24 protein-coding genes are annotated in these 25,528 nt (G+C 45.9%); 21 read left to right on the top strand and 3 right to left on the bottom strand.

Going from position 1 to position 25,528, the window contains the following annotated elements; all coding sequences use genetic code 11:
- Positions 1-383 precede the first annotated feature (383 nt).
- The 13 genes from Psch_RS21525 (at position 384) to Psch_RS20765 (ending at position 16,140) form a co-directional block, all read left to right on the top strand.
- Positions 384-3,092: an FAD-dependent oxidoreductase gene (locus tag Psch_RS21525; protein ID WP_427910130.1), complete on the top strand. Its 2,709-nt coding sequence runs from the start codon at positions 384-386 to the stop codon at positions 3,090-3,092.
- 8 nt (positions 3,093-3,100) lie between these two features.
- Positions 3,101-3,454, top strand: coding sequence for a hydrogenase maturation nickel metallochaperone HypA/HybF (locus Psch_RS20815; RefSeq protein ID WP_190259615.1), 354 nt, complete (start codon positions 3,101-3,103; stop codon positions 3,452-3,454).
- A gap of 100 nt (positions 3,455-3,554) precedes the next feature.
- Positions 3,555-4,223 carry a hydrogenase nickel incorporation protein HypB gene (gene hypB, locus Psch_RS20810; RefSeq protein WP_190259614.1) on the top strand — a complete coding sequence of 223 codons (669 nt, stop codon included), beginning with the start codon at positions 3,555-3,557 and terminating at the stop codon, positions 4,221-4,223.
- Between the two features lie 367 nt (positions 4,224-4,590).
- The gene (locus Psch_RS20805; RefSeq protein WP_190259613.1) at positions 4,591-6,153 is read left to right on the top strand and encodes a PucR family transcriptional regulator; all 1,563 of its coding nucleotides are present in this window, start codon (positions 4,591-4,593) and stop codon (positions 6,151-6,153) included.
- 22 nt (positions 6,154-6,175) lie between these two features.
- Positions 6,176-7,186, top strand: a complete 1,011-nt coding sequence (locus Psch_RS20800; RefSeq protein WP_190259612.1) for a 4Fe-4S binding protein — start codon at positions 6,176-6,178, stop codon at positions 7,184-7,186.
- Between the two features lie 745 nt (positions 7,187-7,931).
- Positions 7,932-8,057, top strand: a complete 126-nt coding sequence (locus Psch_RS21520) for a hypothetical protein (RefSeq protein WP_282432499.1) — start codon at positions 7,932-7,934, stop codon at positions 8,055-8,057.
- Between the two features lie 68 nt (positions 8,058-8,125).
- Positions 8,126-8,467, top strand: a complete 342-nt coding sequence (locus tag Psch_RS20795) for a hydrogenase maturation nickel metallochaperone HypA/HybF (protein ID WP_190259611.1) — start codon at positions 8,126-8,128, stop codon at positions 8,465-8,467.
- A gap of 17 nt (positions 8,468-8,484) precedes the next feature.
- Positions 8,485-9,216: a hydrogenase nickel incorporation protein HypB gene (gene hypB, locus Psch_RS20790; RefSeq protein ID WP_190259610.1), complete on the top strand. Its 732-nt coding sequence runs from the start codon at positions 8,485-8,487 to the stop codon at positions 9,214-9,216.
- Positions 9,217-9,551: 335 nt separating this feature from the next.
- Complete coding sequence (locus Psch_RS20785) at positions 9,552-10,667, top strand: 4Fe-4S binding protein (protein WP_190259609.1); 1,116 nt, start codon at positions 9,552-9,554, stop codon at positions 10,665-10,667.
- A gap of 191 nt (positions 10,668-10,858) precedes the next feature.
- Positions 10,859-11,212: a hydrogenase maturation nickel metallochaperone HypA gene (gene hypA / locus Psch_RS20780; protein ID WP_190259608.1), complete on the top strand. Its 354-nt coding sequence runs from the start codon at positions 10,859-10,861 to the stop codon at positions 11,210-11,212.
- 239 nt (positions 11,213-11,451) lie between these two features.
- Positions 11,452-12,774, top strand: coding sequence for an IS91 family transposase (locus Psch_RS20775; RefSeq protein ID WP_190259607.1), 1,323 nt, complete (start codon positions 11,452-11,454; stop codon positions 12,772-12,774).
- Positions 12,775-13,012: 238 nt separating this feature from the next.
- Complete coding sequence (locus Psch_RS20770; RefSeq protein ID WP_190239491.1) at positions 13,013-14,335, top strand: IS91 family transposase; 1,323 nt, start codon at positions 13,013-13,015, stop codon at positions 14,333-14,335.
- Between the two features lie 413 nt (positions 14,336-14,748).
- Positions 14,749-16,140 (top strand): MFS transporter, encoded by a 1,392-nt coding sequence (locus Psch_RS20765; protein ID WP_190259606.1) that lies wholly within the window; start codon positions 14,749-14,751, stop codon positions 16,138-16,140.
- A 1,091-nt stretch (positions 16,141-17,231) separates the two neighbouring features.
- On the opposite strand, the gene Psch_RS20760 is transcribed toward Psch_RS20765, so the two are convergent.
- A complete protein-coding gene (locus Psch_RS20760) occupies positions 17,232-17,435 on the bottom strand; it encodes a DUF6366 family protein (protein ID WP_190259605.1) in 204 nt (67 codons plus the stop codon).
- Positions 17,436-17,696: 261 nt separating this feature from the next.
- Between Psch_RS20760 and Psch_RS20755 the strand changes: the two genes are divergently transcribed.
- The 8 genes from Psch_RS20755 to Psch_RS20720 all read left to right on the top strand — a co-directional run bounded on the left by Psch_RS20755 (position 17,697) and on the right by Psch_RS20720 (position 24,675).
- The gene (locus Psch_RS20755) at positions 17,697-17,897 is read left to right on the top strand and encodes a hypothetical protein (protein ID WP_190259604.1); all 201 of its coding nucleotides are present in this window, start codon (positions 17,697-17,699) and stop codon (positions 17,895-17,897) included.
- The gene (locus Psch_RS20750; protein ID WP_206663811.1) at positions 17,872-18,093 is read left to right on the top strand and encodes a hypothetical protein; all 222 of its coding nucleotides are present in this window, start codon (positions 17,872-17,874) and stop codon (positions 18,091-18,093) included. The genes Psch_RS20755 and Psch_RS20750 overlap by 26 nt, the downstream gene beginning before the upstream one ends.
- A gap of 231 nt (positions 18,094-18,324) precedes the next feature.
- Complete coding sequence (locus tag Psch_RS20745) at positions 18,325-18,627, top strand: AbrB/MazE/SpoVT family DNA-binding domain-containing protein (protein ID WP_134220079.1); 303 nt, start codon at positions 18,325-18,327, stop codon at positions 18,625-18,627.
- A 349-nt stretch (positions 18,628-18,976) separates the two neighbouring features.
- Entirely contained in the window at positions 18,977-19,519 is a 543-nt protein-coding gene (locus tag Psch_RS20740) for a nitroreductase family protein (RefSeq protein WP_190259603.1), read from the top strand.
- Positions 19,520-19,901: 382 nt separating this feature from the next.
- Entirely contained in the window at positions 19,902-20,405 is a 504-nt protein-coding gene (locus Psch_RS20735; RefSeq protein WP_190259602.1) for a GbsR/MarR family transcriptional regulator, read from the top strand.
- Complete coding sequence (locus Psch_RS20730; RefSeq protein WP_190259601.1) at positions 20,398-21,108, top strand: ABC transporter ATP-binding protein; 711 nt, start codon at positions 20,398-20,400, stop codon at positions 21,106-21,108. The genes Psch_RS20735 and Psch_RS20730 overlap by 8 nt, the downstream gene beginning before the upstream one ends.
- Positions 21,108-23,486, top strand: a complete 2,379-nt coding sequence (locus Psch_RS20725) for an ABC transporter permease (RefSeq protein WP_190259600.1) — start codon at positions 21,108-21,110, stop codon at positions 23,484-23,486. The genes Psch_RS20730 and Psch_RS20725 overlap by 1 nt, the downstream gene beginning before the upstream one ends.
- A 16-nt stretch (positions 23,487-23,502) precedes the next feature.
- Positions 23,503-24,675, top strand: coding sequence for an efflux RND transporter periplasmic adaptor subunit (locus tag Psch_RS20720; RefSeq protein ID WP_190259599.1), 1,173 nt, complete (start codon positions 23,503-23,505; stop codon positions 24,673-24,675).
- Between the two features lie 354 nt (positions 24,676-25,029).
- Here the strand turns inward: Psch_RS20720 and Psch_RS20715 are convergent, their stop codons facing one another.
- Together Psch_RS20715 and Psch_RS21010 are read right to left on the bottom strand one after the other, a co-directional pair.
- The gene (locus Psch_RS20715; RefSeq protein ID WP_190259598.1) at positions 25,030-25,251 is read right to left on the bottom strand and encodes a DUF3892 domain-containing protein; all 222 of its coding nucleotides are present in this window, start codon (positions 25,249-25,251) and stop codon (positions 25,030-25,032) included.
- The coding region (locus tag Psch_RS21010; protein ID WP_206663810.1) for a hypothetical protein at positions 25,242-25,528 on the bottom strand (287 nt) is incomplete at its 5' end. The genes Psch_RS21010 and Psch_RS20715, both read right to left, overlap by 10 nt.

Here is a 25,528-nt window from a genome sequence, read left to right as displayed (position 1 = left end):
ATATGGGGCAAGTATATTTTATCCACACAATTTGTAGATTGTCACTTTAATTAGGACATATACTGGATAGCTCATTCTGTTTTAACTGCGGCTTCTGTTTCTTGCTCTGTCCAAATTAGGCAATTCCTAAGAGAAAATCATATGGATAATTAACGCCAAAGCACAAAAACGGGGATATTTTTGTGCTTTGGCGTTTTTTAAGATGAATTTATGTATCAGCTAGATAAAGTTTTGTGTTTTGAAAACAGAAAGAGGCTTCGGTTTTGATTGTGTGAAATATGTTCAATGAATTTCGGGTTCTATATAATAATTTTAAAATAATTGCAGGAATACGGAAGTATGTTTTCTGCGATTTAGAAATTAAAATTAATAAGGAGTTGATAATCTTGCGAGAAAATCTTGCCAAATTGGTCACGCATATCAATGCTCTGAACCAGAATCCGACCGAAACATCCCCTGAATATATCTTTTTTGACGCATTGCTGACCGACGAAATGGTAGACACGGCACTGAAGATTGAACTCCGTACGCCTACCTATATCGACCAAGTCTCTAAGAGAATTGACAAGCCCCTGGAATATACCGCGAAACTGCTCGACGAGATGGTGCATATCGGTATTCTTGAATACATGACTGATGACAAAGGTGTAGACCGTGTTTATCTTCCTATTTTTGTTCCCGGCAGTATGGAACTGGGCGCAATGGATTATTGGCGTACGGACAAGTATCCGCAGATCGCCTGGGCATTCCCTGCATATATTCAAGGCTTGAATAAGGGATTCTCCAAGTACTTCCCGATGGGCACCGGCCTTGTACGTGTACTCCCGGTTCAGAAGGCAGTCGAAAATGATAGTAAAACGGTTAACCTGGAAGAGGCTTCCTACTGGGTTGATAAATACTATCCTTCTATCTCTGTTGCCCCCTGTGAATGCCGTCATACCCGTCGTATGAACGGTGAAATCGGTCATGACCTCGAAGGTGAATGGTGCATTTCACTTGGCAGTTTCTCAGAAAGCTGTATCCGCACCGGCAAAGCAAGAAGAATTTCTAAGGAAGAATGCTATGAAATTTTAAGAAAAGCAGAAGAAAACGGCTTTGTTCATGAACTGACTAATGTCTATGGACCTGAAGAATCTACTTTTATCTGCAACTGCCATTGGTCCTCCTGCATGGCGCTCCGTACGGGCTGGTACTGCAACACCCCGGACATGGTTCGCTCAAATTATTTATCTAGTGTTGACAAAGAAAAGTGCGTTGCTTGCGGCCAGTGCGTAGAAGTATGTCCCATGAATGCTGTTAAGCTGAGCCAGCAACTTTGCGAAAAGAAGCCTGTAGAAATTAAAGCTGCTGTAATTCCGGGAAATCCTGAATATAGTGAAAAGCACTGGAGACCTGACCTGTTGACCGAACGTGGTTATGTTGTTCCGGAAACCGGCACTTCTCCCTGCAAGACAGATTGCCCGGCGCACATTGCTGTTCAGGGTTATATTAAATTAGCATCTCAGGGTAAGTACCGTGAGGCACTGGAACTGATTAAGAAGGATAATCCACTTCCCGCGGTATGTGGCAGCATCTGTAACCGTCGGTGCGAAGATGTTTGCAGCCGCGGCGATATTGATGATCCTGTTGCTATCGATGAAATCAAGAAGTTCATTGCCGAGCAGGACATGAAGGCTGAAACCCGCTTTGTTCCTAAGAAATTGAATGACAAGGGCCAGAAGATTGCAGTAGTCGGTTCCGGCCCTGCCGGCCTGTCCTGCGCTTACTATCTGGCAGAACTCGGTCATGATGTTACTGTGTTTGAAAAAGAAAAGCAGCTCGGCGGCATGCTGACACTTGGTATTCCGTCATTTCGTCTTGAAAAGAGCATCGTGGAAGCAGAAATCGATATCCTGCGTGCAATGGGTGTCAAGTTTGTTACCGGGGCAGAAGTCGGCAAATATGTCACTTTGGACGAACTGCGTCGGTGCGGCTTCAAGGGCTTCTACCTGGCAATTGGCGCTCAGGGCGGCCGTAAGCTTGGTATCGAGGGTGAAGATTCCGAAAACGTTATGTCAGGAGTTGATTTCTTGAAGCAGATCAACCTTGGCAAGCAGGCTGAGCTGGCTGGTAAGACTGTAGTCATCGGTGGCGGCAATGTAGCAGTTGATGTAACAAGAGCCGCTATCCGCAAAGGCTCCGATGCTGTTGCGCTTTACTGCCTGGAATCCCGCGAAACCATGCCTGCTTCCGCAGATGAAATAGAAGACACTGAAGCAGAAGGCATTTCCATCAACAATGGTTGGGGACCGAAGCGCATCCTTACTGAAAACGGAAGGGTTGTTGGCGTAGAATTCATGCGTTGTCTGTCTACCATTGATCCAGAAACCGGGGAGTTCAACCCGAAGTACGATGAGAACGACACCATGACAGTAGAGTGTGACAACGTTCTTGCTGCAATCGGTCAGTCTATCGAATGGGGCAGCCTGCTGGATGGCAGCAAGGTTGAACTAAACAGCAACAATACAGCAAAGACCGTTCCGATTCAGGATGTTGTTACATTTAAGACTGCTGTAGCAGCCGGTCTGGAACCCGAAGAATACCACCTGCCGACTCCGTTCGAAGTATATCAGACTGCAGAACCTGATATCTTCGTTGGCGGCGACGCTTATTCCGGCCCGAAGTTTGCTATTGACGCTATCGCAGCAGGCAAGGAAGCAGCTGAATCCCTGCACCGTTATGTTTGGGAAGGTCATAGTCTGGTACTCGGTCGTGACCGTAGAAATCTCCATTATCTTGATAAGGAAAATGCTGATCTTAGCAGCTACGATACCATGCCGCGTCAGCGTCCTATGGTCAAGGAAGAAGCAGTGAAGACCTTCAATGACTCCCGTGCAACCTTTACCGAAGAACAGGTCAAAAACGAGACTGAACGCTGTCTGGGTTGCGGTGTTGCTCATGTTGATGAAAATATCTGCATCGGCTGTGGCCTGTGCACCACCCGCTGCAAGTTTGATGCAATCACTTTAAGGAAAGAGTATGACGCATGGGGTATGCAGTATGAAGATCTGCTCGTTGCACTGGGTCAGATTCTGGCTAATGAAAGTAAATAAAAGAACTTATGCATGAAATTAGCGTTTTATACGAAGTGGTAAAACTGGCAGAAGAAATTGCTATGAAGAACAATGTTAAAAGAATCGACTCAATTTCTATCGAAGTCGGAGAGCTTTCAGGAATTCTTCCGGTATTTCTGGAAAAATATTATCCGGTTGTAGTAGAAAATAAAGAGATTCTTAAAAGTTCCACATTGTTGATTCAGAATGTTCCCGGCGAAGCTCTATGTCGTGAGTGTCATTCATTGTATAATGTCATGAAGAACGAGGGCAAATGCCCACGATGCCAAAGCCGGAATAAGACTATTCTCGGCGGCAGAGAGTTCGTGCTGAAGAATATTATGTTCCGGGAAAGCGATTAAACAAAATTTGAATACCTTGTTCTATTAGCCAGCAGTGTAGAGAAATTTGCTCCAATATGGGACAAGAATTTACTGTTAAAAATATTAAGGTGTTGATATAATGTCAGAAATTAAATTAATTGAGGTTAAGCAGAGTATATTCGCGGAGAACGATCATGCGGCAGATGAACTGCGAAAATATTTGAAAGAAGTAAAAACATTCATGGTGAATCTTATGTCTTCACCTGGTGCAGGCAAGACCACTACATTGATGCGTACCATTGAAATGCTGAAAGAAGAAATGAAAATCGGCGTCATGGAAGCTGACATCGATGCTATTGTGGATGCTGAAAAAATTGCTGCTACCGGTGCAAAATCGATACAGCTGCATACTGGTGGTATGTGCCATATGGACGCAGGCATGACGCGGCAGGGCCTGGATAAATTTGGTATTGTAGATTTGGACCTCGTGGTACTTGAAAACGTTGGCAATCTTGTTTGTCCAGCAGAGTTTGATACAGGCGCTTGCCAGAACGTTATGATTCTCAGTGTGCCGGAAGGCGATGACAAGCCGCTGAAATATCCGTTGATGTTCCAGGTCAGTGATCTGGTGCTAATCAACAAGATTGACACCAAGTGCGTTTTTGATTTTGACGATGAAGCGGTTGTCAAGAGAATTCATGATCGCAACCCGAACGCTGAGGTGCTTTTTATCTCCGCCAAGACTGGCGAAGGCTTCGACAAATGGTGCGACTGGATTCGGAAGAATGTAAAAGCGTGGCAGGCATAATCCAGCAGTAGACTTTTTAGCGAAACAAAAAACGAGGGGTGCAAAATGTACTCCTCGTTTTTTCGGTTTTAATTAATGCGTATTGATACCCTAAAAAGTTCTGAAAAATAGAAGATATTAAGAAATAGCATTACAATCATTGAGGGGTGGGTTGGAAATATCTCTTTTTATTGCCAATGATTCTTCCCTGGATAGGAGACAATTTCAAAACGCCAAGCCCTTGATAAATAAGGATAGGATACTTGAAACATATGTATATTCTTTATATAATGAAAATGGCAAATAAAATATTAATAGAAAAACATAAGTCTATCCAGTTGCTGAGATGGGTGCAAAGACAAATCGGGAGCACAAGAGGAGAAGACTGATGCAGCAAATTAAGAATTTCATTTTGGATCTCAGGCCCTATTCGCCCAGGGTCATCTCAATGCCCAAACATAATACAGTTGTGACCAATATTGACAGAATAACCGTCAATACTGATTTTGTGAAAAACACGCTGTATATCGGTTACGAATCACAGATGCAAAACACCCTGCGTTTTCTGAATGGAATAACGCTTTTTTTAATTGAGGATATGGATGAGTTTAATATTCCCAATAAAAATGACAACTGCATCATGGTTTTTCCCCGGGAGACAGATCTGGATGAAATCTCGGAAAAATGCGCTTCGCTGATCAGCAACCAAAATCTCGTCTTTGAAGATACATATATCCTTCTTGACGCGTTCCTGTCGCAAGAAAAACTGCAGGATATTATTGAGGTGGCAGCTCAGACCATCAACAACCCGATTATCATTATCGACAACAGCTATAAAGTTATAGCGAGCTCCTCAAGCTGTACGACCGATGATTTTCAGTGGAACGATATCATGTCGCGCGGGTATTGCTCTTATGAATTCATCTCAATGTTCAATAATATTGAAGAAGTAAAAAATGAAACCAAACTGAACCAGCCGTTTTTCTCCGGCTGTCTGGCGAGTCCGCTCAGACGATGCATCAGTAGACTGAACGTTGGCAGGAATCATGTGGGGTATTTGCTGTCGATCGAGGCCAATGGGGGGATCAGCGAGCGGAATCTGATTTTTTTGCAGGTCGTAAGCAGACTGCTGGCCAAAATGATTGACGCTGGTAATAGAACGGTGGGCGGAAAACTGTATTCCGATTACGGCAGTATCCTACTGGATTGCCTGAACGGAAACTTTAGCGACCGGAAAATGCTCATGGACTGCATGAAAAACACCATGTTTAAGCTGAATTCGCGGTACTATATAATTGTGATCGATATCGGACTCTATAACAACACATATGACATCCGTGTCGATCATCTGCGGGAACACATCAATCAGGTTTTTAAAGATGCGATCTCCGTCAGCTATATGAACGATGCGGTGATCCTGTTTGAAAGCGGGATGACGGAAAAGGAGATGATGGAGTATCTTTCTCAGTACCGAGACTACTACGCCAAAAACAAACTGCGGATCGGCTTCAGTGACAGCTTTGACGACCTGTTCCTGAGCCGCAAATACCACGACCAGACCATACGGATCCTGAAGCTGCTGGCGAAGCTCAATCCCTCGGAGTGCATCGTGAGCTACGAAAACTATAAACTATATGATCTGATGCTGTCCGGCTTGAGAAGAAATAAGACGGACATCAATGGCTATATCAGCAGAGAGTGTGCCGGTATCATCGAATACGACCAGCAAAACGATACCCGATATTTCGAAACACTTTATTATTACATACAGTTCAACAAAAATCTGAAGTCCACGGCGGACAAGCTGTTTATTCACAAAAACACCGTTTCCTATCGGATTAGCCGCGCCAAGGAGCTGTTCAATATCGACCTTGAAGATGCGGATGTTAGATTAAAATTCAGCTATTCTTATATGCTGCAGGAGTTGCTGAAAGCGGATCTGTTCGATTGAAGGACGGGTGAAACGATTGCCTATGAGTATCTATACCGAATTAGCAGACTATATAGATCAAATTTACGAAAATCCTTACCGTATACCCCATGATGAAAGCAGGCCTTTTGTCAAGATATTCCGCCGGCTGTTGTCTGAAGAAGACGTAAAGGCGGCGATGAAACTGGATGATCATGGAATTACCGCTGTGGAATTCGCTTCCAAAACGGGATTCTCTCAGGTTAAGGCCGAAAAAATACTGGACAGACTGGTCAAGAAAGGGATCTCTTTTGCCACATATAAAAAGGACGTGACTTTCTATCAACTGGCGCCGTTCTGCTCCGGTATCCTGGATTTTCTGCTCAAGGATGGGCTTGACGCAGAGATAGCACAGTACATTCAGGATTATGTGGATGAGATCAATGAGTTTATTAATCGACCGGAACGGAAAAAAACTGCCGTCCGTTCAGTGCCGATAAATGTTTCCGTATCTGCTGTTCCCTATCATGCTTCTTTCAATGAAGTACTGTCTTATATAGAAAAGGGTTCCATTTATTCCGTGTCTGACTGCTTATGCCGCAGCGCAAAGGAGAAACTGGGGCGAGGCTGCGGTCATACCATAAAGGACATCTGCATTCAGATCGGTCCCTATGCGGAGTTTTATATCAGAACGGGAAGAGGCCGCCCCATCTCCCGTCAAGAAGTAATCGAGGTTTTGAAAAAAAGCGAAGCAGAGGGGCTGTTCCATGAGATAGTCAAGCCGCAGAACAATGAATCGTCATACTTTGTCTGCAGCTGCTGCACATGCTGCTGTATTGCCGCACGGACAGTCATTCCCGGCGTTGTCTCCCGCATTGAGTCAACATCGATTTATATTGCACAAGTGGATGCTGATAAGTGTACCGGATGTTGCGGCTGTATCGACAGCTGCCCCGTCAGTGCGATAGATATGGAAACTAGCCGCATAGCGATCAATCCGTCAAGATGTATCGGCTGCGGTATATGTACTTTCTTTTGTACCTCTCAGGCCGTCAGTATTATTAAAAAGGGATAAAAGATTCCAGAAAGGCTGTTTGTGCTACTGGCATAAACAGCCTTTCCTTTATGTGCTTTTTATCACAAAGGCATATAGAATGATGTAGTAAGCACACAATAAGGTAACTTTTTTTAAAAGGTCTGTACATGTTCATCTTTTTTGTATCTGTGTATAATCTTTATAAAATAGGCTCTTGGCATTAGATGGGAGGAATCATTAAATCTGGAATAAAGCAACTGGAAATTCTGGCATGCCAGGCTAAAAAGACTGTCCTTTTCACGACATTCCTAAAAATGGGCATGGCAAAGAAGCCTAACGGCCTCTATTAAAAATAGCCTTAAGCAGCCGTTTGGGAAATAAGTTGTTTTAAGTTTTTCAGATCTTCTTGCTGGTGGGCATACCAGGCATCCATGTGCTGACACATCATGATGCCGTAAATGCGTATGTACCACATCAGTTTAATGACAGGTTTCAAAATAAACATCCCAATCGCAATTAGTAAGGAAAAATATTCCTCCTAACCGATTTTGGGGTTATTCTGGAAATGTCAAGTGTTTCCGACAAATTTCACAACAATATTTTAGATCCGAATTCCCAATTGGATGCGGATTTAAAAAAAATTCCTCTATGGTAAGTAGGAGGAATTCAATAACGATGGTTCAAGCAAAGCCTTGTGCCATCTGCCTCGGCGAATGCCGAGAGGCTATTAAAATGTAAAGGAGGTTTCTGTGTAAGCTTATCGGCCAATCTATAGATGCGGACTGTGTACAACCAAATACAAGTTCGAAGGAGCGCGAGGTCGAACCATGTCAGCAGGCAGGAACTGATTGAGCAAACTGTTGTTTACGCCGGAAGCGCCGGCAAGATCGCTGCCAAACTGGCAAAGTAATAGAAATAAAAAAAGGAAGCGCGTGACTTTTTCTTTAAGAGTAAAAGTTACGCTGCTACAGTGAAATTATGCATGAGATGGGCGTAGTCATAGAAATCGTTAAAATTGCCGATGCTAAAGCAAAAGAGGAACACGCTCATGGCGTAAAGCGGCTTGTCCTGCAGTTGGGTCAATTGAGCGCGCTCGTACCGGAACTGGTCGAGGCTTGCTTCCCGGCGGCGGTATATGAGACGCTGCTGGAAAACGCGGAACTGAAAATAGAAGTGATCCCCGCCAATGGCCTTTGTTTGAAATGCAGGCAAGTATTCCATGTTGTGGAAAATGAGTTTGAATGCCCTGCGTGCGGCAGTGAAGAATGGGACCTGCTGTCCGGGAAAGAAATAATCATTAAAGAAATACGGGTTTGGTAACGGGTGGAGGCTTAAGCATGTGCTCAACGTGTGGATGCGGCGCCAGCGGTCATGATAATTTTGAACATGATGAGCATGACCATGATGTGAGAATACTGCATACGATGGAAACCGCGTTTGATAAAAATAATCATATTGCGTTTCATTTGCGTGAAGAGTTTAAGGAAAGGGGTATTCTTGTCCTGAATCTCGTCAGTTCTCCGGGCTCAGGCAAGACTACGCTGCTTGAAAAGACGGCGCTGGCTATGTCTACCGAGTATAAGATGGCTGTGATCGAAGGTGATCAGGAAACAGCGAACGACGCTGAAAGAATTAAAAACACCGGTATTTCGGCCTATCAGATTAACACCTTGAGCGGCTGCCATTTGGAGGCCGGCATGGTGCAAAGAGCTCTACCGAGTTTTGACCTTGATGCTTTGGATATTTTGTTTATTGAAAACGTTGGGAATCTCGTCTGTCCCAGCGAATACGATCTGGGCGAAGATTACAGGGTGCTGGTTTTGAGTGTGACCGAGGGCGAGGATAAACCGATCAAATACCCGGGGATATTTATAAGTTCGGACATTTTCCTGCTGAACAAAATCGATTTGGTGGATATCTTGGAATTTGATATTGAAAAATGCCGTAAATATTTAAAAAGAATAAATAGTCGTGCTACGACGTTCGAAGTTTCGGCACGTAAAGGTACTGGCATGGATGAATGGTATGATTGGCTCCGGTCTGCTGTTGCCCAAAAGAAACAAAAATAAAGACAATATCTTTTATACATTAAGTATTGGTCAAGGTTATAACGAGCTATCGCGGCCTCCTAACAATCAAAAGGATTTTTCGCACTTATCTTTATGATTCGTTCGAAACCTTTGTTCGTTAACTGAGTTATGAGCGATGCAAATGTCGAAAGGTAGACAAAAATAGACCACAATAAAATCTACCAAGAAATTTGTGAAAATTATGTTGGTTGTAATACACCATAAATAACTGATACTGGGTTGATGCCAAAACCGTCAATCTGGACTTGGATAGATTCAGCTTGTGCAGCGCTAATGAGCTTTGATATAAAACATCAAGAAAGAGGGTGCTTTTTTTGAAAAAGGAACCGGCGGAAATATACGTGAAATTGAGAGATCGTATGAATTCACTCGCGTTCGGTTACGGCCCTACCAACAGCGGTGTGGAATTCGCCCTGCTGGAAAGATTCTTCACTCCAGAGGACGCGGCTTACGTGCTGGAAATGGAACTCGATAAGTTCTTCACCGCCGACGAGTATGCGAAGTTCTCCGGGAGAGAATCCGGCGAAGCGGAAAAGATCCTGGAAGACCTGAGCATGAGAGGCCTCATTTTCAGAAGGCGCCGTGAAGGTGAGATAAATTCTTACCGCGTGGTCCCAGTAGCACACGGATTTCTTGAATTCAATGTTGACAATGTCGACAAAGACATCCAAGAAGGCAAAGCCGACTGGCTCGCCGATTATGGCGCACATGCCGGGGAGATTTGGGGCAAGCAGTGGTTTGGAAGCACCGAAATTCCCTTCTTCCGTTCAATACCGGTCAATTCCAATCTGGTCACCGGCAGCGAAGTACTGCCTTTTGACGACGCGGTGGATCTGATCGAGTCCAAAAAGCTGTTCGCCGTTTCCAAGTGTCTGTGCCGGATTTCAACTGCCGCAGGTGGAGGCTATGACGATCCCCGTAAAGAAGTCTGTCTGGCCTTTGACGATATGGCTCGTTTCTATATCGACATTGGGATCGGCCGGGAGATGACCAAGCAGGAAGCCATCGATATGATCAAGGAAAGCATCGAGATGGGCTTGTGCCTGCACGTGGCAAACTCCAAGGAAGGCGAAGTCATGTGCAGCTGCGCTGTCGACAGATGCGGCCTTCTCCAGATGACCAAGAGCTTTGGCGGCGCCGCAACCGCGCATGTTTCCCACTATAAAATCAATATGGACCGTAATAAATGCGACGGCTGCGGCACCTGCGTTACCAAGTGCCCGACCCAGTGCTGCTCCCTTGATGACGGGAGAAAGGCTGTCAGCGAAGCTGACCGTTGTGTCGGCTGCGGTCAGTGTGTCCGCACTTGTCCGAAAGGTGCCAGAGCCCTGGTCAGGAAGAGCGACGATGAGATCCTCGCCCTGCAGGATACCTTATTCGACGCTTATGAAAAAATGCAAGCCATCCGTAAGGAACGCGGCGAAATCTGATTGGTCTGTTTAAACGGGATGGGGCAACGGCCATAATAGCGTGCAAAAACCAGCCCGAATTGAACAATGATTTTTGAATCTATCCCGGACTATTGTGTTTCCTCAGTATTTGCACTTGGTCCGGGTATGGATTCTAAAATTATGTTCAAGATAGCTGTTGTCTACATTTTATCTTATCGAAGGTGCGGCTAGTGCATGAATTATCAGTCACCAAAAGTGTGTTGCAGCTTGTTATCAAGCATGCCGAAGCCAACAAAGTCAGCAAGGTAGTCGGTGTAAAGTTGGAAATCGGAGAGATGCGCGACATTGTGGAAGACCTGATGCAGAAATGCTTCCTGTTTATGGCGCGAGGTACGGTTGCCGAGGGTGCTGCTGTGAAGATCAATGTGATTCCCCTTACTTGTATTTGCCGGGACTGCAATGAAGTTTTTCCGGTCGATTCGCATAAAGGCTTTGATAATCTGTCCTGTCCGAAATGCGGCGGCATCAACCTTGTCCCTTATACCGGCCAGGAGTTTTTCATAAAAGAGATAGATGTGGTATAAATTGGATGAAATCAAACTGATCGATATATGATGAAGGCAATTAAGGTGAAATTATACACAATTGATGAAGTAACAAAAGGTAATAGCGTCGGCACAAATTGTAAAAGATGATAGTGTAACTTTCCGTCCTGACCGATCAGCCAGCGGAAATGAAAATACAAGCCTAAGGAGCAGCGCTCCTTTTTTTTGTATAAGAAATTATGCTTTTCGAAGTCTGTGGATAAGTGTAGAATTATGATATGGAAGCAAATGGTAGAGAGCAGATAGAGACAATTAAAATCAAGCAGATCTTTGCTGACCACTGGGAAGAACTTAAAAAAACTAATTTGCAAAAGATTCCCAAAGATCTAGTTGAGAGTGTCATAGAATCTGTTGAAAAGATGTTAAAGTGTGGTGACCCACGGTACGGCTATGCTAAGTATATTTGCCCGGAATGTGGCAAGCATCAAAGGGTTGTAGGATTTTCATGTAAGAGCCGGTTTTGTAATCGATGCGGTAAGATTTATATAGATAATTGGGTAAACAAACAGGTTGAAAGGATTATAGATGTAGGGCATCGCCACACGGTGTTTTCTATTCCCCAAGAATTAAGGGGTAAGTTTTATTGGCATAGAGAACTGCTAAAAGATCTGAGCGACGGAGTTGCAGAGGTAATTCAATACTGGTACAGGAACAAGTCCAAAAAAATGGGTTATGAAGTTGGTATAATTACAACAATTCATACCTTTGGACGTAATTTAGGTTTTAATCCTCACGTTCATGCCTTGGTAACGGAAGGTGCAATAGATAAGTTTAAGAATTGGAAAGACGTGGGGTATATTCCTTACAATTACTTAAGGAAAAGCTGGCAGAAAGTAATGCTGGGAATTATTCAAAAGAGATTTGGACGTGAGCCGGGGATAAAGAAGCTAATAAATGAATTATACCGTAGATATCCAAAAGGTTTTTACGTACATGCTAAAAATAGGATGAGAGATGCCAAGGGAGCGGCGGAATATATAGGCCGGTATTTAGCCCGGCCAGCAATAGCAGAGTCTAGAATAATTGGCTATGATGGTGAGAAGGTAAAGTTTTGGTATATTGATCATAGGGATGAACAAAGGAAAGAGGAAGAGCTGCATGCTCTCGAATTTATTGGGAAACTGATTATGCATATACCTAAAAAGCATTTCAAGATGGTCAGGCGATATGGCATTTACCGTCGTGATCTTAACAAATTGGCTCAAAAAATAGTAGGGCTTTATAAATACCTGAAAACGAGAATAAAAAGTAAGCTGAAGCCGGCCGCGGCAAAAAAACAGACGTGGAAAGAACGATTGATACAAAGTTTTGGTAAGAATCCCCTTAAGTGTCCAAGTTGCAAATGTGAGATGGAACTTTGGGTGATTTGGCATCCCCGTTATGGTTACATTTATGATGCCATTGTTGATATGAAGAAGGAGTGTGTTGTGGAGGATGGCGGGCAAAACAGACGAAATATGGGACGAAGATGTAATTCCATTTCAGGACGGCCCAGAGGACAGGGAACATCACAGGTATCGTTGTCAGAGTTGTGGGTTTAGCGAATGGATCCCTGCGTGGATAATTGATGAATTTGCTTGGGATGAAAAGCCTGGAGTAATGCCTACCGTTGATTGTCCACAGTGCGGGAGGGATATGTTTTATACGGGTGAAACCGAGGATAGAGATAGCCCATAGCTAATCTATCCCCAGTTTAATTAAGTCGCCCGATAGGGCGAATTTGTTCTTGTATAGGAAATTATGCTTTTCGAAGTTTGTGGATAAGTGTAGAATTATGGTATGGAAGCAAATGGTAGAGAGCAGATAGAGACAATTAAAATCAAGCAGATCTTTGCTGACCACTGGGAAGAATTTAAAAAAACTAATTTGCAAAAGATTCCCAAAGATCTAGTTGAGAGTGTCATAGAATCTGTTGAAAAGATGTTAAAGTGTGGTGACCCACGGTACGGCTATGCTAAGTATATTTGCCCGGAATGTGGCAAGCATCAAAGGGTTGTAGGATTTTCATGTAAGAGCCGGTTTTGTAATCGATGCGGTAAGATTTATATAGATAATTGGGTAAACAAACAGGTTGAAAGGATTATAGATGTAGGGCATCGCCACACGGTGTTTTCTATTCCCCAAGAATTAAGGGGTAAGTTTTATTGGCATAGAGAACTGCTAAAAGATCTGAGCGACGGAGTTGCAGAGGTAATTCAATACTGGTACAGGAACAAGTCCAAAAAAATGGGTTATGAAGTTGGTATAATTACAACAATTCATACCTTTGGACGTAATTTAGGTTTTAATCCTCACGTTCATGCCTTGGTAACGGAAGGTGCAATAGATAAGTTTAAGAATTGGAAAGACGTGGGGTATATTCCTTACAATTACTTAAGGAAAAGCTGGCAGAAAGTAATGCTGGGAATTATTCAAAAGAGATTTGGACGTGAGCCGGGGATAAAGAAGCTAATAAATGAATTATACCGTAGATATCCAAAAGGTTTTTACGTACATGCTAAAAATAGGATGAGAGATGCCAAGGGAGCGGCGGAATATATAGGCCGGTATTTAGCCCGGCCAGCAATAGCAGAGTCTAGAATAATTGGCTATGATGGTGAGAAGGTAAAGTTTTGGTATATTGATCATAGGGATGAACAAAGGAAAGAGGAAGAGCTGCATGCTCTCGAATTTATTGGGAAACTGATTATGCATATACCTAAAAAGCATTTCAAGATGGTCAGGCGATATGGCATTTACCGTCGTGATCTTAACAAATTGGCTCAAAAAATAGTAGGGCTTTATAAATACCTGAAAACGAGAATAAAAAGTAAGCTGAAGCCGGCCGCGGCAAAAAAACAGACGTGGAAAGAACGATTGATACAAAGTTTTGGTAAGAATCCCCTTAAGTGTCCAAGTTGCAAATGTGAGATGGAACTCTGGGTGATTTGGCATCCCCGTTATGGCTACATTTATGATGCCATTGCTGATATGAAGAAGGAGTGTGTTGTGGAGGATGGCGGGCAAAACAGACGAAATATGGGACGAAGATGTAATTCCATTTCAGGACGGCCCAGAGGACAGGGAACATCACAGGTATCGTTGTCAGAGTTGTGGGTTTAGCGAATGGATCCCTGCGTGGATAATTGATGAATTTGCTTGGGATGAAAAGCCTGGAGTAATGCCTACCGTTGATTGTCCACAGTGCGGGAGGGATATGTTTTATACGGGTGAAACCGAGGATAGAGATAGCCCATAGCTAATCTATCCCCGGTTTAATTAAGTCGCCCGATAGGGCGAATTTGTTCTTGTGCGCCCGATAAGAAGGATTTGTTCTGCTGTGCCTGGCAGCTTTGCAGGATTATGACAGCAACTGTCAAAATTAAGATAATATATTTTTCATTTTTGATAATATGGGTATAACTAGGGCCGTTTTACCAGCGCTTTTGACGTGATGAATAATAGCACTGTAATTTACCCTGCTAAATGAACAAACTTCAGCAAATAAAAAAACAAGTAGCAACAGGAGGACCACCATGGATGAAAACACGTCACTTCGTAAACACACATTAATTTCAGCCATAATGGCTTCCTTTTTAACTCCATTTATGGGCAGCGCCGTCAACCTAGCCATTCCCAACATTGGCCTGGAATTTGACGCCGGCGCCACTCTGCTCAGCTGGACGGTCAGCAGCTACCTGCTGATCACGGCCGCCCTGCTGTTGCCCTTCGGGCGATTGGCGGATATGGTGGGAAGAAAAAAAGTATTTGTTACCGGTCTGGCCGTTTTTACCCTGGGCTCCCTGTTGTCCGCTGCCGCCTGGTCGATTGAGTCGCTGATAGTGTTCAGGTTGCTGCAGGGGAGCGGAGGAGCGATGATTTTCGGGACCAGCATGGCCATCCTCACTTCAGTTTTTCCGCCGCAGGAGAGGGGCAAGGCGCTTGGTTACAACCTGGCTGCGGTCTATACGGGCCTTTCATTAGGTCCTGTTCTGGGCGGGGTATTAAACCACCAGATGGGGTGGCGGTCTATCTATTATTTTATTGTTTTGCTGGGAGCGGCCGCTTTTGTGGTTACCTTGACCAAACTTAAGGGCGAGTGGCTGGGCGCGGCAGGGGAACGTTTTGACTCGACCGGTACGGTCCTCTACATAGTCGGGCTGGTTGCCGTACTATACGGTTTCTCCACCATAGCCACGTCCGTCTGGGCCAAGTATATCCTGGTCCTGGGACTGGTTTTGATGGTCCTTTTTGTACGCCACGAGATCAGAGCGCAGCACCCTATTTTAAATATGAAACTTTTCAAAAATGTGGGCTTTGCCTTTTCCAACCTGGCGGCCCTGATCAACTACAGCGCCACCTTTGCGGTGGGTTTCCTGCTATCCCTGCATCTACAGGTGGTAATGGGGATTAACTCTCAGACAGCCGGGCTGATCCTGCTGGCGCAGCCTGTCATCATGGCTCTGCTCTCGCCGTTTACCGGCAGGCTTTCGGACCGGGTCGAACCACGGGTGGTAGCTTCCTGGGGCATGGGCCTGACCACCCTGGGGCTGTTCATCCTTGTCTTCATCAGCAGGAGCACGCCGGTTTGGCTGATTATCCTCAACCTGGCCTTACTCGGAACAGGCTTTGCCCTGTTTTCCTCCCCGAACAGCAATGCCATTATGGGTTCGGTTGAAAAAAGGTTTTACGGTGTGGCCTCCTCCACCCTGGGCACCATGCGGCTCGTCGGGCAGGCCGTGAGTATGGCCGTGGCCACCCTGTTCATTGACCTCTATGTAGGTACAGCCGGGCTGAGCCCGGCTTACGCCGATCAGATCGTTGCCAGCGTGAAAGTTTCTTTCATGGTATTTGCCGTCACGTGCTTGTTCGGCATCTATGCCTCACTGGCGCGGGGGGAAATTAACACGGGGGCGGAACGGGGTTAGCGGGAGGCGGATATTTATTATTATTCGGTCTATCCGGCTGCAATGAAGCGGAAAATTTACGTAGCCGGTTTTTCCAACCCGTCAACTCCGGCGACGAGGCAGGAGGGTATCAAATTCAATACTGTCAAGCCTGTCATGGACGGAAGTGCGGAGGGAGCGTTGATATGAGTATCTGGGGAGAAGATTCTGACAGGAAATCTGAGCGGCAACAGGCTCTGCTCACAACCAGTATTTAAACGTATTTTACCAAGCGCTCTATATTAATTTGAGGCAAGATTTTGAGTAAGCAAAAAAGTTTCTAATCGCTTTACAAAGTCCCAATTGTTGGAGATGGTGTTAAAAGTCTTTCCCTCTATACTTTTATTGGTATTATTGTCTATGGAAAAAACATTTGTTATTGCTCCAAAATCGCCAAAACTTTAGCTAACAATTTAGCACATCTTTTCATCATTTTTTATTTCAGCAGTATCCCGAGCCAATGTGTGGCCTTTAGGCTATTTTCACTTTAACCGTGTTGTTTTTTCTAGTAAATCAAGTGGTATTACAGTGGAATTTGAGATATCTATTATCCATTTTTCCCCTTCTTTAACCACTGGATATTGAATTGTGGTATCATATGCATTAGTCATACTTATTGTGGCAATTACATATACTTTATTTGCATCAACTTTTCTAACAGATTCTATTTTGAAATCTTTAAATTCTTTTTGTGTTTTTACAAACTGTCCGCGGCGCTCAGTCTCATTTTCCCAAAAAGTATCAATAGAACTATTTATTGCAGCATCTATATCATTATTTTTTATTTATTAAAGAAATCAACCACCACTTGTTTTGCGGTATTCTCGATACTTTGAGAAGCATAAACTTGGGTACTGAATATTATCACGAAAGTAAATAACAATAACGCTCCAGCGATAAATCCTTTTTTGTAACCTTTCAAGTTCACCACCATCCTTAAATCATACTCAACTACTTTTCCTGAATTGAGACACTATCTATGAAAAACATTTCAACACGCCTCGACATTATACGAAAATAGAGCACATCAGTATTTATTTAATTCCCGACCCAGCCCTACTTATTCTAATTAATTAAGAGCATCGTGAGAGAATAAATAATACTCCAATAATTATAACTGTAATGATAACCTTTGTAAGGCAACCACCTTTTGATAACGCCCCTAAATCTCCAATCATTGAACGGTTTATTGAATCTGCAAAATTAATCATTGGATGTTTTTTATATTCTTCTATCTGCCGTTTATCTTGTTTATTTTGTTCACCTTTTAAATCCACAGTTACATCCTCCTATATTTACCTTATAATTATTATTAATTAAAAAAACTTATTTTCCCTATAGTAATATTTTTTACTCTATCAAATATCACTAGCGTTGCATTAACAGATTTCTAATCCGTCAATCTAAATTTAGCCAATATAGGTGAATTACCATAAATATCATGGTAATTCAAGAAAAACTCCTTATAATAGAGTTATAGCAGGTAATCCTGTCCATAATCTCTAAATAAGGAGTAAAAAAAAAGAGCCGATTACCTTGTGAGCATAGGATTTAAGCCATTTTACGCTTTGCATCTTGCCAGTGCTGAAAGTGTGGTTGCCGAAGTGCTCTTAACGACTGATGACAAATTCCTAAGTAAAGCAAAAAGGAATAAAAACAAACTGAGAGTAAGAGTTGAAAATCCAGTAATATGGTTTTTAGAGGTGATACAAATTGCAGATTCAAACGATGAGTCCTAGTCAGCTTCGAAAAGCTGGTATAGCGGCCCTGGTAAAACCGCTTGGTCCAGCGGGAATGGCTAGATTTATCCAGCAGTATGACATAGGGACGGGTGATTATACAAAAGATAGAAATAATTGGCTGAACGATATGAGCTTTGATAAAATAATGCTAGGCATTAATAAAATGCGAAATGGGGATTCGGAAGAAAAGTAATATGGTCGGTCTTAGTGAAATAGGCCGGTCCACGGAGATACAATGTGACGTTTTTATTGTGGCATACTTCTTTTTGCGGTAGGTAACTGATGCCACACCAAGCCAGACAGATCGGGTCATTGAAAAAGTGTTGAATAAAAGGCCAGTTTCGGGCGATCAGGTTTTAATTGACAACACCTTAAAATGCAGATAAACTGTATTTGCAGCTAATCAGTTAAGGAGGCGTTGCAGATGCCAGAGGTCATACAGCAGGTACAAAAACGTATGCTTATCAGTCTGTCTCAGATTGCTAAAAAACTAAATATACAGGAAGGGGATTATATCGCCTTAGAGGAACGGGATGGGGGAATTTTTATCAAACCCGTTGCATGGCACGATAAAAGCCAAGAGTATTTTTGGTCTGTTGCTTGGCAGGAAAAAATGAAGCAAAGCGCTGACGCCTTAAAAGAAGGCCGATATAAAACATTTTCCAATGCCGACGAATTATTAGAGTACCTTGGGGAAGAAAAGAATGCCGACGATAATTCTAACTGACCCTTTTAATAATGACTTTCGGAAGCTATCAGCTGCCGAACGAAAGCAGACCAGGAAAACTCTACGTTTTATGGCTGTCAATCCAAAACATAATTCACTTAAGATTCACCGGATCAAGGGTACAGGGTTTTGGGAGGCTTATGTCAACAAAGATATTAGGGTTGTTTTTGAGCAAAACAGCGACACGCTAATACTTCACGCTATCGGGCGCCATAACATTTTACGAAAAATATAAATTGGTTTACAGTAACGTATAATCATCAGGGTGAGACAATTCCCAAACGATCTGCATCTTCCATTATCCGTAGAATTATATGTACACTCCAATAAAAAGTAAAGGTGGTTTTTCATGGATGCATTAAAAGCAATTGAATTGAGAAAAAGCACGCGAAGCTATCAGCCAAAACCTGTAGAAGCCGACAAGATTGAGCAGCTTATCGCGGCAGCAAATAATGCTCCAAAGGCAGGTACGCTCCATATTTCTGTAGTCGAAAATACAGATGTACTGAAAGAATTAAATGATGCGACATTGATTGCCATGAAGAACTCCGGCGTCGAATTTTTGATGAGTCGCGCTGCTCTCGAAGGATATCAGCCGCTATATGGCGCCCCTGTGTTGTTCTTGTTAACAGCTCCTAAGGATGCTCCATACAATACAGCCACCGCCTCATGTGCGGCGGCCAATATCACAATTGCCGCAACAGCCCTTGCGCTTGGTTCGTGTTATGTGATTTCTCCTTTGCTTGGTCTTGATGGCAAGAGTGAACTTAGTGGGAAAATAGGTATTCCCGAAGGGTTCTCTCCTGTTTGCGGTGTTCTGGTGGGCTATTCCGCCGGTGAAGCATTTTCAACACCCAAACCAGCCGCATATAGTGTAAATTATTGCAAATAGCCTCCTGGTCCCTTGCAGTTGTCTCTGCCGTGCGAGTTCATGCAAACAAAGCATTTAAGCTGTCAATTATATCGCTGTTTGCAGTGTGATGTGGAAGAGGAAATTCCGGAAGAGGTAGTTAAGTATTTTGACATTTTGGTTCGGGGGAGCTGACTGTACCTCCCAGGTTTGCCTGTGAAAAATGCGAGGAGAAATGCGTCCCAAAGAGCCGTGGCATACAGTTTAGAAGACATCTTCTAAAAAAGGAAGAACCGCCCGATAGGGCGGCTTTTTTCCTTTAAAGCAATTTTTTTTCTGTATAATTGGACAACGTCTTAATTGTTTAATTGAAATTAAACAATTAAGACTATATAATCTAACTGACTGGGGTGAGTGATAAAATATGGATACAATCGAATCAGAGAAATCACGCTTCATAGAGAATATGGGCTTAATTTTTGAACGCTCGGGAGTCTCCAAAACTCTGGGACGGGTTTTCGGCTGTTTGCTTCTGGCCCAACGGCCCAAAACTCTGGATGAGATTGCCGCAGATCTCTTCTTCAGCAAGGCTACAGCCTCCCTGACCGTACGGCAGGGGCTGGCCTTGCGTTTATTTGAGAAGGTGAGCATGCCGGGCGAGCGGAAAGACCTCTACCGGCTCAGGACAATCTCATGGATAAATGCAATGACCGATAAAATTAACACCTTGTCTGAGTGGGAAACACTGGTCGGGCAGGGCTTCAGTCTGATAGACAAAAGTAACCGTCCGGCCCTGGAGAACCTTTCGGCGATGAAAGACTACCTGGATTTTTTACGGTGGTATCTGGGAGATTTTGAGGAACAGTACGGGCGATGGAAAAAGGGCCAAATTATTAAAAACACCGCAAAGGAAATACGGCATGAGTAATAAAGTGCTGATGAAGCTGAAAGGGATTACCAGGACCTACTTAATGGGCGAAGTCACCGTTGATGCCTTAAAAGAGACTTCTCTGGACATCTATGAGGGTGAGCTGCTGGTTATTCTTGGTCCCAGCGGTTCCGGCAAGAGCACTTTACTTAATATTATGGGCGGCATGGACCTGCCTTCAACCGGTGAAGTGTTCTTTGACGGTGAAAACTTGAGCCGCGCCGCGGAGGGCCAGTTGACGGCTTATAGACGACAGGAAGTGGGCTTTGTCTTTCAATTTTACAACCTGATCCCGGATCTGACCGCCGGGGAAAACGTTGAACTGGCGGCCGGACTGGTCGAAGGCCCGCTTTCGGTAACTGAGATGTTAAAGGAGGTGGGCCTGGCGACCAGGATTGATCACTTTCCATCTCAGTTGAGCGGCGGCGAACAGCAGCGGGTGGCCATCGCCCGCGCCGCTGTCAAGAAGCCCCGCCTGCTTTTATGCGACGAACCGACCGGGGCGCTGGATCACTTGACGGGCAAATTAATGCTCAGCCTGTTGCAAAAGGTCAACCGGGAGCAGGGCAGCACCGTGGTCATCGTCACCCACAACACCCCGATCAGCGCTATGGCGCAACGGATCGTGCGTATGAGCAGCGGCAGGATTTCGGAAATTATCGAGAACACGTCACCGCTGTCACCCGAAAGGATTGACTGGTAATGGGTGTACTGAGCAGGAAACTGTGGCGTACCATCCGCAGCACCAGGGGGCAGTTCCTGGCCGTTGTGGCGGTGGTAACCATAGGCATCGCTGTTTATATCGGCATGTCCACCGCCTACTATAACCTTAACCGCTCACAGAGCCTTTTTTATCAGGAAAACAATTTTGCGGACTATTTTTTCCAGGTGGTCAGGGCGCCCCAGGAGGTTACCAGGCAAGTCGAATCTATTCCCGGGGTTATGAAGGCCACCGGTCGTATTCAAAAAGATGTGCCGATCCTGAAGGAGGACCACCAGAGGGCCACCGCCCGCCTGATTAGCTACCCCTTGCCCATGGATACGGAGGTCAACCGCCTGCAGGTACAGACGGGCCGCCTGTTTGATCAATACCCTGAGAGCGGCGGCATCGAAGCCCTGGTTGATCCCCAGTACTTTAACGCCAACCGGCTCTCCTTTAACGATACGGTGAGCATTGTGGCCGAAGGAAAGCAGGTATTTCTGACCGTGGTGGGGACGGCAATAAGCCCCGAGACGATTGTCACCATGAAAGACGCGGCCACCATGATGCCTGATCCGAAAACGTTCGGGATCATCATGATGCCGCAGAACCAGGCCGAACAGATTCTTAACTTGAACGGTGAAATCAACCAGGTGGTCATAACACTTGCGCCGGGGGCAGACGGCAAACATGTGGCGGAGCAGGTAAAGACCTTGCTTGAGCCTTACGGCAACCTGGCGGACTACCCCCGTGAGGACCAGCTCAGCCACGCCATTCTGCAGGGGGAGCTTAACGGGCTGCGCACCCTGGCCAGCTTTATGCCGGTTATCTTTCTGGGTGTCGCCGCCCTGATCCAGTTTGTCATGCTGGGCCGGATGGTTAAGGCGCAACGCCAGCAGATCGGGGTGATGAAGGCCCTGGGGTACGGCAGCGGGCAGATTATGCTGCACTATACCGGCTACGCCCTGGCGGTAGCCCTTTTGGGAGCGCTATTGGGCAGCCTGTTGGGTCTCGGGCTGGCCACGGTGATGTCGCAGGCTTACGCGCTTTACTTCAACCTGCCGCAATCCATCGGCGGGGTGAACCTGACTGCTATCTTATCGGGCCTGTTTCTCTCTTTGGGAGTGAGCCTTATAGCCGGCCTTACCGCATCCCGCGGGGTGGTGGTGATCAGGCCGGCTGAGTCCATGCGCCCGGAGCCCCCTGCGGGGACCGGCCGGGTCGTGTTCGAGCAGTGGAACTGCTTGTGGCGCAGGCTTGACCCGGCCTGGAAAATGAGCCTTAGGACGATCAACCGCAAGCGGGGGCGCTTTGCAGTGACAATGGTGGGGGTTGTTTTCGCGGTTGGCCTGCTGGTGATGTCATTGTTCTTTAATGATGCAATTGATTATATGGTTAAGAAACACTTTTACGAGGAACAACGCTATGACTTGCTGGTCCGTTTCGATGGGCCGGTCAAGGATCATGAGCTGCTGAACCTGTCCCGTCTGGATGGAGTCATCAAGACAGAACCGGTTTTGGAAATACCGGTGAAGTTATATGTCAACGGCCGCTCGGAAGACGACCTCCTGGTGGGAGTACCGCAGGCGTTGACCTTGAAAAAGCTGGTCGACGACACTGGTAAACCACTGCCATACCCGGAAGAAGGTATCCTGATCAGCCGCAGTACGGCGGACAAGCTGGGCGCACGGCCCGGTGACCGGGTCGAATTGGAAACGCTTCTGGGGTTGGGGCCTGTCAGGCGAGCCGAAGTTAAAATTACAGGGATTAACCGCCAGCTGGTAGGCAGCGGTTCGTACATTTCTTTGGAGCAGGCCAACCGCATCCTGCAAGAAAGCGGGGTGGTTTCCGGGGCCATGTTGAAGGTAGACCCCGGCAAGACGGCCATGGTGGAGCAACAATTGGGAGATATGACCGGTGTTTCATCGATTTCCAGTCTCCGTAAGGAGCTTGCCAATTTAAACCAGAATATGGACAGCATGGTTTATTCCCTTACCATAATGATTGTTTTCGCTGTGTTGTTGGGTTTTGCCATTGTCTACAACTCTTCGGTAATCAGCTTTGCCGAGCGCAGAAGAGAACTCGCCACGCTCAGGGTGTTAGGTTTTACCACGCAAGAGATATCCGGTTTGCTGTTGAAAGAGAATATCCTGCAGTCGCTCCTGGGAGTAGCCCTGGGTTTGCCTTTCGGGCTTTATCTGAGCAAGTGGTACGTTAAGGCCGCCAGCACCGACCTTTACACCATACCGGTGATCATCTATCCTCAGACCTACCTTTTTTCCGCTCTGGGCGGTGTCTGTTTTATTATGGTTGCCCATTTCCTGGCGGTACGCGGAGTCAAACAGATTGACATGGTGGAAGTTTTAAAGAACACAGATTAGGCGGTGAGGATTCAGAATGAAGCGGAAAAGAAGGATTTATGTGTGGGGCGGTATTGCTCTGGCCGTGCTTACGGTTGCAGCTCAGTTGTTGATGCGGGGAGGGCAAGAAGTAGCAGCGGTTAAGGTCCAGACCGGCAGCGTCAACCGTACCGTGACTGACAGCGGCTACGTGCAGCCTGCTTCAGACTTCAACATCCACGCTACGCAGACTGCCAGGGTAACGCAGGTGGTGGCAGAGGCCGGCCAGCCGGTAAAACAGGGGGAGACTCTGGTGGTGCTGGAAAACCTGGACCTTTCCCTGCAGATCAGCGATACGCAGTCACAGATAGCGCAGGCCGGAAGCACGGCAGCCGGGGCGCGGGCGGCTGTGGAGAGGCTAAACCTTGAACTGAAAGACGCCAGTGATAACTTGGACCGGGTTCAGGAGCTGTTCAAGGGCGGCGCCGTATCCCGCGCCGATTATGACAAGGCTGTACTGTTGGTGGAAACCTGCCGCCAGAATTTAAATGAGCAAAGCAGCAAACTGGACAGCGCTTTGGCCCAGGAGGCCGGGCTCAGGCAGACGTTGAGTCAGCTGTCCGCCAAGGAAGGCCAGTTGGTGGTGAAAAGCCCCACCGACGGCATGGTGCTTAATCTCCCGGTCAAGCAGGAAGAGGTGGTCAGTTCAGGCGCGCTGCTGGCCGTGCTGGCTGCCGCAGGCCAACTGGAGGTGAAGGCCGACATTCTCAGTGACGACCTGGGCGAGGTGCGAGTGGGCCAAAAAGTATCAATAACCGCGCCGGTACTGGGTGGGAAAAAGCTTGCCGGCGAAGTAAAGAAAATCTATCCCAGTGCGGAGGAAAAGGAGTCCGCCCTGGGTGTTATTCAGCGACGCGTGCCGGTAATCATTACCCTGCCCGACCCGGATGTTTTAAAGCCTGGTTATGAGGTAAGGGTGGCCATCGAAACCCTGACCCGCGAGGATGTACTGGTGCTGCCCCGGGAAGCGGTACGTACCACGGGAGACGGCCATAAGGAAGTGATGGTGGTGACGCAGGGCCAGGTGCAGCGCCGCACCGTGCAAACCGGGCTGAGCGACCAGGAGAACATAGAAATTACCGGCGGCCTGGAGTCCGGAGAAATGATTGTCAGGGACGGTGGCCTTGATTTAAAGGAAAAAGCCAAGGTTAAACCCGTGGAGAAGTCCTAAAAGGAAGCAAGGGGACGGTTCTTTTGCTTCCTTTTAAGGCTGGATAAGGCTAGGAATTGCTTGGAACTTATGTAATTACGAGGCAATTATGAATCTTTCGAGCCGGTGGGTTTATGCCCCCCGGCTCGTAGTTCATGCGTCCCCAAAATGCAGGTGCGAATTCATTCGCACATTGACCCCACAGAAATGCAGCAACGGTGTCTGCGGAAGTCCCTTAAATTGCTCCGTACAAATTAGAGCATCGGCGCCAACAAGTTCGGCGCTGGTACGCCGGGTGCGGTTTCAATTGCGTCCGCACAAAACCAACTTGGAGAAACCTCCCTGTTCAGGTACTCTTACAGAAGTAACGAATGTTTAAAACTGCGGCAGGTTGTCCAGATTGTTCTCTGCGGTTTCATCAGGGTTGCTCCTAAGGTATTCCCGGCCGCTCCTTGCCCTGGCTACGTTCACCCCTTCGATAAGTCCGTCCTGGGCCAGCATAATGGCCTGGTCGATACTGTAAATGTTGCCGTTCATCATTACATCGGTGATGTCGCCTTCGTTATTCTTTCTTACTTTCTCAATTCTCATTTCCATATAAACACCTCCTGGCCGTAGTATGCCCCTATTAACAACCAGGCATAATAACCGGGAGGTGATTTTGGTGGAACGTCAAAACGTGTCTTCTGAGGGAAGCAGGGGGACGGGGAAGCAGGGGGACGGTTCTTTTGCTTCCTAAATAAAAAGGAAGCAAAAGAACCGTCCCCCTGCTTCCAACTCCCCCTGCTTCCAACTCCCCCTGCTTCCAACTCCCCCTGCTTCCAACTCCCCCTGCTTCCAACTCCCCCTGCTTCCAACTCCCCCTGCTTCCAAC

It is taken from the genome of Pelotomaculum schinkii, from assembly GCF_004369205.1.
GTDB classification, from domain to species: domain Bacteria; phylum Bacillota; class Desulfotomaculia; order Desulfotomaculales; family Pelotomaculaceae; genus Pelotomaculum_C; species Pelotomaculum_C schinkii.
Note: the sequence above shows the minus strand (reverse complement) of the source record. Positions and strands in the feature narration are given on the sequence as shown.